The sequence below is a fragment of the Intrasporangium sp. genome, from assembly GCF_036566125.1.
Lineage (GTDB): Bacteria > Actinomycetota > Actinomycetes > Actinomycetales > Dermatophilaceae > Intrasporangium.
In genome coordinates, this window is sequence record NZ_DATCWX010000060.1 from 33,653 (window position 1) to 40,822 (window position 7,170).

Consider the following 7,170-nt stretch of genomic DNA (forward strand, 5'->3'; position numbering starts at 1 on the left):
TGCTGGGAGGCTGGGCGGATGAGCGACGCCAGTGAGACGGTCTTCACCTACGCCTCCCCCCGGCTGCGCTTCGGGCCGGGAGCCGCGGACGAGATCTGGCACGACCTCACACAGCTCGGGGCCCGACGGGCGCTCGTCGTGACCGACCCGGGCGTGCTCGCCACCGGCGGGCCCGACCGGGTGGCGGACCAGCTCCGGGCCCACGGCATCGACGCGGTGGTGCACGACACCGCCCACGTCGAGCCGACGGACGCAAGCCTCGCGGGGGCCATTATCCGAGCCCGAGCCGACGGGCCGTTCGACGCGGTCGTGGCCATCGGCGGTGGGTCGTCGATCGACACGGCCAAGGCCGTCGACCTCATGCTGACCAATCCGGGTGACCTCATGGACTACGTCAACGCGCCGATCGGCGCCGCCCGGCCGCCGCAGCAGCCACTGCTGCCACTCATCGCGGTGCCGACGACGTCGGGCACCGGTGCGGAGAGCACGACGATCTGCGTGCTCGACGTCCTGGCCCTCGAGGTCAAGACCGGCATCAGCCACGAGCGGCTCCGGCCCACGCTGGCCGTGGTCGACCCGAGGCTGATGGTGACCCAGCCCCGAGGGGTCACCGCCAGCGCCGGCATGGACATCCTCTGCCACGCCCTGGAGAGCTGGACGGCGCGTCCCTTCTCGGACTATCCGCGCAAGACTCCTGAGCAGCGGGTGCCCTACTGCGGGGCCAACCCCATCGCGGACCTGTGGTCCGAGCGTGCCATGACCCTGCTCGCCCGCGCCTTCCGCGTTGTCGTCCGGGACGGGGACGACGAGGCGGCCCGCGCCGACATGGCCCTGGCGGCGACCTTTGCCGGGCTCGGCTTCGGAAACGCCGGCGTCCACGTGCCGCATGCGAACGCCTATCCGGTTGCCGGTCGGGTGCGTGACTTCCACCCGCGCGACTACCCGCAGGACGAGCCGATGGTGCCGCACGGCATGGCCGTTGCCCTGACCGCTCCGGAGGCCTTCCGGTGGACCTTCGACGCGAATCCCGAGCGGCACCTCGCGGCGGCCGGGTTTCTCGACCCCGACCGTCGCGGCACGTGGCAGGCGGAACCGCAGGACGTGCTCCCCGGGATCCTGCTCGACCTCATGCGCGACCTCGGCCTGCCCAGCGGGCTCAACGCCGTCGGCTACGACGAGGGAGACGTCGACTCCCTCGTCGAGGGTGCGATGAAGCAGCAGCGGCTCCTCGCCACCAGTCCCAAGACCGTCACCGACGAGGACCTGGTCGGAATCTTCCGCCGATCCCTACGGCTCTGGGACTGACCACAGCGGAAGGAAACATCGGGCGCGGAGCGAGCCCAGCGGCATACAGTGCCGTCGTGACGACTGAGCCGATGTCCCTCACCCTGCCGACCGACGACTCGGGGCCCGACTGGCTCGAGTGGGTGGGCCGCCGTGGCGACGACGAGCTGGCTCGGTGCCGCACACTCGTCGACGAACTCAAGGCGAGCCCTCCGACGGAGGCGATCGATGCCCTCCGCCTGTGGAACGACGCACAGATTGCCGTGTCCAACGCGGCCTCGGTCGGGTCCTTCTTCGCCGAGGTCCATCCCGACAAGACGGTCCGGGAACGTGCAGAGACGGTGGCCCAGGAGGTCCAGAAGCTCGACACCGACCTCGGACTCGACCCCGAGCTGTACGCCGTCCTCGCCGCACTCGACCCGGCCACCCTCGACGCTGCTGCCAATCGCCTGCTCGAGCGAACGCTGCGCGACTTCCGCCGCTCGGGCGTGGACCGGGACGAGGCGACTCGTGCCCGCCTCCGCGAGCTGAGCGAGAAGGGGCTGCTGCTCAGCCAGGACTTCAGCAAGAACATCCGAGAGAACGTCCGCTCGGTCCACGTCCGTCCGGAACAGCTCGACGGCATGCCGCAGGACTGGATCGAGGCCCACCCGGCCGGCGACGACGGCCTCGTCACCGTGACGACCGACTACCCGGACGTCGTGCCGTTCCGAACGTTTGCCAAGGACGCCGCCGCGCGACGGGAGCTCGTCACGCAGTTCCTCACGATCGGCTGGCCGGCCAACGACCAGGTGCTGCAGGACATCTTCGCCGTGCGTCGGGAGACGGCAGCGCTGCTCGGCTACGCCTCCTGGGCCGACTACGACGCCGAGGTGAAGATGATCGGCAAGGGCACGGCGATCGCCGAGTTCATCGACCGGATCACCGATCTCTCCGCCGACAGCGCGGCCCGGGACAAGGCCGTCCTGCTCGAGCGCCTGCAACAGGATCGCCCCGATGCCACCGACATCGACGGGGCGGACGTCGCCTACTACGCCGAGCTGGTCCGGAAGGAGCAGCTGGCCGTCGACGCGCAGCGAGTGCGGACGTACTTCCCCTTCGAGTCGGTCCGCCGCGGTCTGCTCGAGGTCACCGGGCGCCTCTTCGGGCTCGACTGGACGCCGGTCACTGATGCCCCGACCTGGCACCCGGAGGTCGCGACCTACGACGTGGGGTTCCAGGGGCGGCGGATCGGTCGCATCCACCTCGATCTGCACCCGCGTGACGGCAAGTACAAGCATGCTGCGCAGTTCGACCTTGTTCGCGGTGTGCGTGGGGTGCAGCTGCCCGAGGGCGTCCTCGTGTGCAACTTCAACCGGGGCCTCATGGAGCACGACGAGGTCGTCACGCTCTTCCACGAGTTCGGACACCTTGTCCACCACGTCATCGGCGGTGACCAGGAATGGGTTCGATTCTCGGGAGTGGCCACGGAGTGGGACTTCGTCGAGGCACCGAGCCAGATGCTGGAGGAGTGGGCCTGGGACGCAGACGTGCTCGCGACCTTCGCACGCAACGCCGAGGGGGAGGTCATTCCGGCCGAGCTCGTGGCGGCGATGCGACGCGCCGACGACTTCGGGAAGGGCTACGACGCCCGGACGCAGATGTTCTACGCCGCCCTCTCCTATGACTTCCACGTCAACGAGACGGATGACCTGACCGCGCGCCTCAGGGAGCTGATGCGCCGGTACTCGGTGTTCCCCTACCTGGAGGGCACCCACATGCAGTGCCACTTCGGGCACCTCGACGGCTACAGCTCCGGCTACTACACCTACATGTGGTCCCTCGTCATCGCGAAGGACATGTTCTCCGCCTTCGACCGGGCGAACCTCTTCGACCCCGAGATCGCCGGTGCCTACCGCGACAAGGTCCTCGCTCCCGGTGGCCGCCGCGACGCCGCCGACCTCGTCGAGGACTTCCTCGGCCGCCCCTACACATTCGACGCGTATGCGGCCTGGCTCGCCGAGTGAGGGCCGGGATGCGCGTCACAGCGCTGACGCTCTACCCCGTCAAGTCGCTCGAGGGTGTCGGGCTGGACGCGTCGTCGCTCGATGCGCGCGGTCTCCGTGGCGACCGCCGCTGGGGCCTCGTGGATGCGTCGGGAAACAAGGTCACGGCTCGTGAGGTCAAGGCGCTGCTCGGCCTGACCGCTGAGCCGGCCGAGCAGACCGGTTCGGAGGGCGCGATCCGGCTGCGCGACAGGGCAGGCGGCTCCATCGTCGTCGCGGCACCACGTGAGGCGACGCCCATCGTCGTGGACCACAGCGGACAGGGGACCGCTCGGCCGGCCGAACCGGAGGTGCACGCGTGGATCTCGGAGCGGGCCGGGACCGAGCTGCAGCTGGTGTGGCAGGACGACGCGTCGCTCCGTCCTGTCCGGCGGGATCGCGGCGGACAGGACGGGGACACGAACTCCCTGGCAGACGCGGCGCCGATCCTGCTGACGACCGGCTCCTCCCTTGGCCGACTCAACGGGTGGTTGGCAGAGGCTGGTGCCCAGCCCATCGACCACGATCGCTTCCGGCCGAACGTCGTGGTCGACGGCACCGAGCCGTTCGCCGAGGACGGCTGGGACACGGTCCGCATCGGCGACGTGGCCTTCCACCGGACGATGGTGTGCGACCGCTGTGTCATGACGACCATCGACCGCCAAACCCTGCGGACGACCAAGGAGCCGATCCGCACGCTCTCTCGGCACCGGAAGTGGGATGGTGCGACATGGTTCGGTATCCGGCTCGCGCCGGACTTGCCGCTCCGGGCTGATGCCCGGCTGCGGGTCGGTGACGAGGTCAGGGCATCGGGAGGTCCTTGAGGACGACCTTCTGTCCGGTGTGGCGCTCGCTCAGCGTCGCCAGCGCTTGGCGCACCGTCTTGGCGAACAGGTGCGATCCCTTGAGGCTCGGGTGGATCCGATCCGACTGGAGCTGCTCCGGGTGGTCCCGCACCGCGGCGGCCCAGTCGGCGACGATGACGTTGGGCCGCGACGCGGCGACGGCCTCGAGCGCGGCGTTGTCGTCGTCGATGCGCGCAAAGGGGCCCATGAGGTTGACGAGGACGACCATGCGGTCGGGGCCGAGGGCGTCGACGGCTGCAGTGACACCTCCGGCCTCGACGCCAGCGTTGGTGCCGAACGCCAGGACCACGGCGCGGCGGTTGCCCTCCCCGCGCGCCTTGATCGCAGCAAGGCCGTCTGACCAGCGCCGGTTGGACCTCGCGTCCATCCTGATGCCGGGGAAGTAGTAGTCGAGCGCGTGGATGCTGCCGACCATCATCGAGTCGCCGTAGCCGTCGATCTGGTTGCCCGTGGGCATGGTGAAGTCGGCCTGGGCGTCCCTTGGGTCGACGGATTTGGTCACCGGCGGAGGCACGACGGCGGGCGTGCCCGAGGAGCCTTGCCCTCGGGGAGCCGACGACGTGGTCTCAGGGGTCCGCGTCGTCGGGGCGGCCGTCGGCGAGGTCTCCCCAGCGCCACGGGCGAGCGCGGCGGCCGCGGCCTCGTTGGCGCGCAGCATCCGTGCCGTCTCCGACTGGTCGGGTGCCGTCAGCACCACGATGGTCAGGACGAGCATGGCAGTGAGGGCAGTGCCCGCGACGGCCTGCCGGGTCCGTCGGGACCAGGACAGGAGAAAGGCGCCGGTCATCCGCAGCACGCCGCCGAAGCCGTGGCGGCGGAAGGGCGTCTCGACCCCACGATGGGTCAGGTCCGCGAGGGCGAGCGTCACGAGGACACACCACGCGCGAGTCAGCAGATGGCTCGCCGTGCCGGGGGCCGACGGGTTGTCGCGGGCGACGAGCAGGATGACCGGCCAGTGCCAGAGGTAGATCGCGTAGGAACGCTCGCCGATCCAGCGGGCGACGGGGTGGCCGGTGAGGCGCTGCCACGTGGTGGCCCGGCCCGGCGGGCGGTCGAGCACTCCGAGCACCAGCACACCGGATGCCAGGGACGCGAGCAGGATTCCTCCGCGGAAGGTCGCCGGGTCGCTCTCGTCGAGGAGCATGAGGCAGGCGATCAGGATGGCCGCGGCGACCGGGACCGCCCACCGCCCGGGCGCTCCGAGCCTCGAGGGCCGGATCCGCCCCGCCAGGCGCGGGCTGGCCCAGGCGAAGGCGAGCGCCGCGCCGATCATCAGGCCCATGACGTGCGTGTCGGTGCCGTAGTACACGCGGGTGGCGTCAGCGCCCGGATCGAGCAGGACCGCCATGAGCACGGTCGAGACCCCTGCGATGCCGAGGGCCACGGCGACGCGCGTCCTGGCCGCGGCGAACGTGACGAGCAGCAACGTGAGCCCCGGCCAGACGAGGTAGAACTGCTCCTCGACCGCAAGTGACCAGAAGTTCATGAACAGCTGCGGAGCCGTCTGGTCGAAGTAGCTGGAGCCCGCGGTGATCTCCACCCAGTTGGTCGAGAAGGTCAGCGCACCAACGATCTGTCGACCGACGTGCACGAGCAGGTCGCCGCTGACGAGTCGTGCGATGAGCGTGCTGACGGTGACCGTCAGGACGAGCGCTGGCAGCAGCCTGCGGGCCCGGCGCACCCAGAAGTTCCTGAAGGCGATCCGTCCACTCCGCTGGTGCTCGCGGACGAGCAACGTCGTGATGAGGAACCCGGAGACGACGAAGAAGACGTCGACGCCGAGGAAGCCTCCGGGGAGCCACGAGGCGTTGAGGTGGAAAACGAGGACGGCCATGATCGCCAGCGCGCGGATGCCGTCGAGACCCTCAATCCTTTTGGCGCGTTGCGGGCTCTGGGGCGGCGACGACATACCAGGACCCGGCCTCGGCTTGGTCGCCGTGACCGCCCTTGGGTCGTGGTGGGCCACTGGGGGTGTGGCCGACGTCGTCACGTGGCTCCCTTCGCGTTGGCGACGGGGGGCCGGCAGGGCCGGTCCCGCTTGTGAGCATAGGGACGCGTGGGGGCAGTGGTGCGGAGGCGCGCGCAGGACGACAACCCCATTCCGTATGCCGCTGGGCTCGCCCCCGGGGCGCGCTCAGTCCGTCGGGTGGTGGCGGCCACACCGTGCGAGCCCGGTCGTACCGTGTCCCGCATGAGTGAGGCGTCGCGCGTGACCTTCTTCGTCCGTGGCCGGGTGCAGGGCGTCGGCTTCCGGTGGTGGACCCGCGCACACGCGCTCGAGCTCGGTCTCGTCGGCCACGCCCGCAACCTGGTGGATGGGCGGGTCGAAGTCGTCGCGCAGGGGGACCCCAAGGCGGTGGAACAGCTCGAGGAGCTGCTGCGCGAGGAGCCGACGACGACCCGGCGCCCCGGATACATCGAGTCCGTCGTCGCGCAGCGGGGCAGCACCCGCGAGGACCTCACCGGATTCGTCGAGCGCTGACCACTGGTTGGTGGATCGCGCGCCCTCGTCCGTTGTCGGCATGACGGATGGCCGTGGTCCGCCCTTCGGTCGTCGGTCCTCCGAGCGGAGGCGGCTCGCCTAGCCTGTTGCGGTGACCGAGCCGGAGATGGAGTCCCAGATGCCTGCCGAGCTGCTTCGGCTGAGGAGCAGCATCGACAACATCGACGCTGCCCTCGTGCACCTGCTCGCCGAGCGGTTCAAGTGCACCCAGCAGGTGGGTCGGCTCAAGGCCGAACGGAACCTGCCCCCGGCGGACCCGGCCCGGGAGGAACGGCAGATCGCCCGATTGCGCGCCCTGGCCGACGAGGCAGGGCTCGACCCGGTCTTCGCGGAGAAGTTCCTGAACTTCATCATCGCCGAGGTCATCCACCACCACGAGCGGATCGCCTCCGGCGACGAGTGACCCGACAGCGCAACACACCCGCTTGTCGACTGCCTACCCCGGCTGCAGCCGCAGTGGGCAGTCGACAAGCGGGTGTGTTGCGCTGTCGGG

6 protein-coding genes are annotated in these 7,170 nt (G+C 70.2%); 5 read left to right on the forward strand and 1 reads right to left on the reverse strand.

Annotation, left to right across the window (positions count from 1 at the left end; genetic code table 11):
- Positions 1–18 precede the first annotated feature (18 nt).
- Genes VIR15_RS03630 through VIR15_RS03640 form a run of 3 tightly spaced genes read left to right on the forward strand, consistent with a single transcriptional unit; the run spans position 19 to position 4,132 of the window.
- A complete protein-coding gene (locus tag VIR15_RS03630) occupies positions 19–1,305 on the forward strand; it encodes a hydroxyacid-oxoacid transhydrogenase (RefSeq protein ID WP_331926109.1) in 1,287 nt (428 codons plus the stop codon).
- 56 nt (positions 1,306–1,361) lie between these two features.
- Positions 1,362–3,290 (forward strand): M3 family metallopeptidase, encoded by a 1,929-nt coding sequence (locus VIR15_RS03635; protein WP_331926110.1) that lies wholly within the window; start codon positions 1,362–1,364, stop codon positions 3,288–3,290.
- Positions 3,291–3,298: 8 nt separating this feature from the next.
- Complete coding sequence (locus VIR15_RS03640) at positions 3,299–4,132, forward strand: MOSC domain-containing protein (protein WP_331926111.1); 834 nt, start codon at positions 3,299–3,301, stop codon at positions 4,130–4,132.
- On the opposite strand, the gene VIR15_RS03645 is transcribed toward VIR15_RS03640, so the two are convergent.
- Positions 4,110–6,083 carry an acyltransferase family protein gene (locus VIR15_RS03645; RefSeq protein WP_331926112.1) on the reverse strand — a complete coding sequence of 658 codons (1,974 nt, stop codon included), beginning with the start codon at positions 6,081–6,083 and terminating at the stop codon, positions 4,110–4,112. The two genes, VIR15_RS03640 and VIR15_RS03645, sit on opposite strands and share 23 nt — an antisense overlap.
- Positions 6,084–6,365: 282 nt before the next feature.
- Between VIR15_RS03645 and VIR15_RS03650 the strand changes: the two genes are divergently transcribed.
- Both VIR15_RS03650 and VIR15_RS03655 read left to right on the forward strand, forming a co-directional pair.
- Positions 6,366–6,656 carry an acylphosphatase gene (locus tag VIR15_RS03650; RefSeq protein WP_331926113.1) on the forward strand — a complete coding sequence of 97 codons (291 nt, stop codon included), beginning with the start codon at positions 6,366–6,368 and terminating at the stop codon, positions 6,654–6,656.
- A 127-nt stretch (positions 6,657–6,783) separates the two neighbouring features.
- Positions 6,784–7,080 carry a chorismate mutase gene (locus tag VIR15_RS03655; protein ID WP_331926114.1) on the forward strand — a complete coding sequence of 99 codons (297 nt, stop codon included), beginning with the start codon at positions 6,784–6,786 and terminating at the stop codon, positions 7,078–7,080.
- Positions 7,081–7,170 lie beyond the last annotated feature (90 nt).

Excerpts from the sequence above, each read along its gene's own strand:
- VIR15_RS03640 (WP_331926111.1), top strand. The coding sequence starts at position 3,299 with ATGCGCGTCACAGCGCTGACGCTCTACCCCGTCAAGTCGCTCGAGGGT.
- VIR15_RS03655 (WP_331926114.1), top strand. The coding sequence starts at position 6,784 with ATGGAGTCCCAGATGCCTGCCGAGCTGCTTCGGCTGAGGAGCAGCATC.
- VIR15_RS03645 (WP_331926112.1), bottom strand. The coding sequence starts at position 6,083 with ATGTCGTCGCCGCCCCAGAGCCCGCAACGCGCCAAAAGGATTGAGGGT.
- VIR15_RS03630 (WP_331926109.1), top strand. The coding sequence starts at position 19 with ATGAGCGACGCCAGTGAGACGGTCTTCACCTACGCCTCCCCCCGGCTG.
- VIR15_RS03650 (WP_331926113.1), top strand. The coding sequence starts at position 6,366 with ATGAGTGAGGCGTCGCGCGTGACCTTCTTCGTCCGTGGCCGGGTGCAG.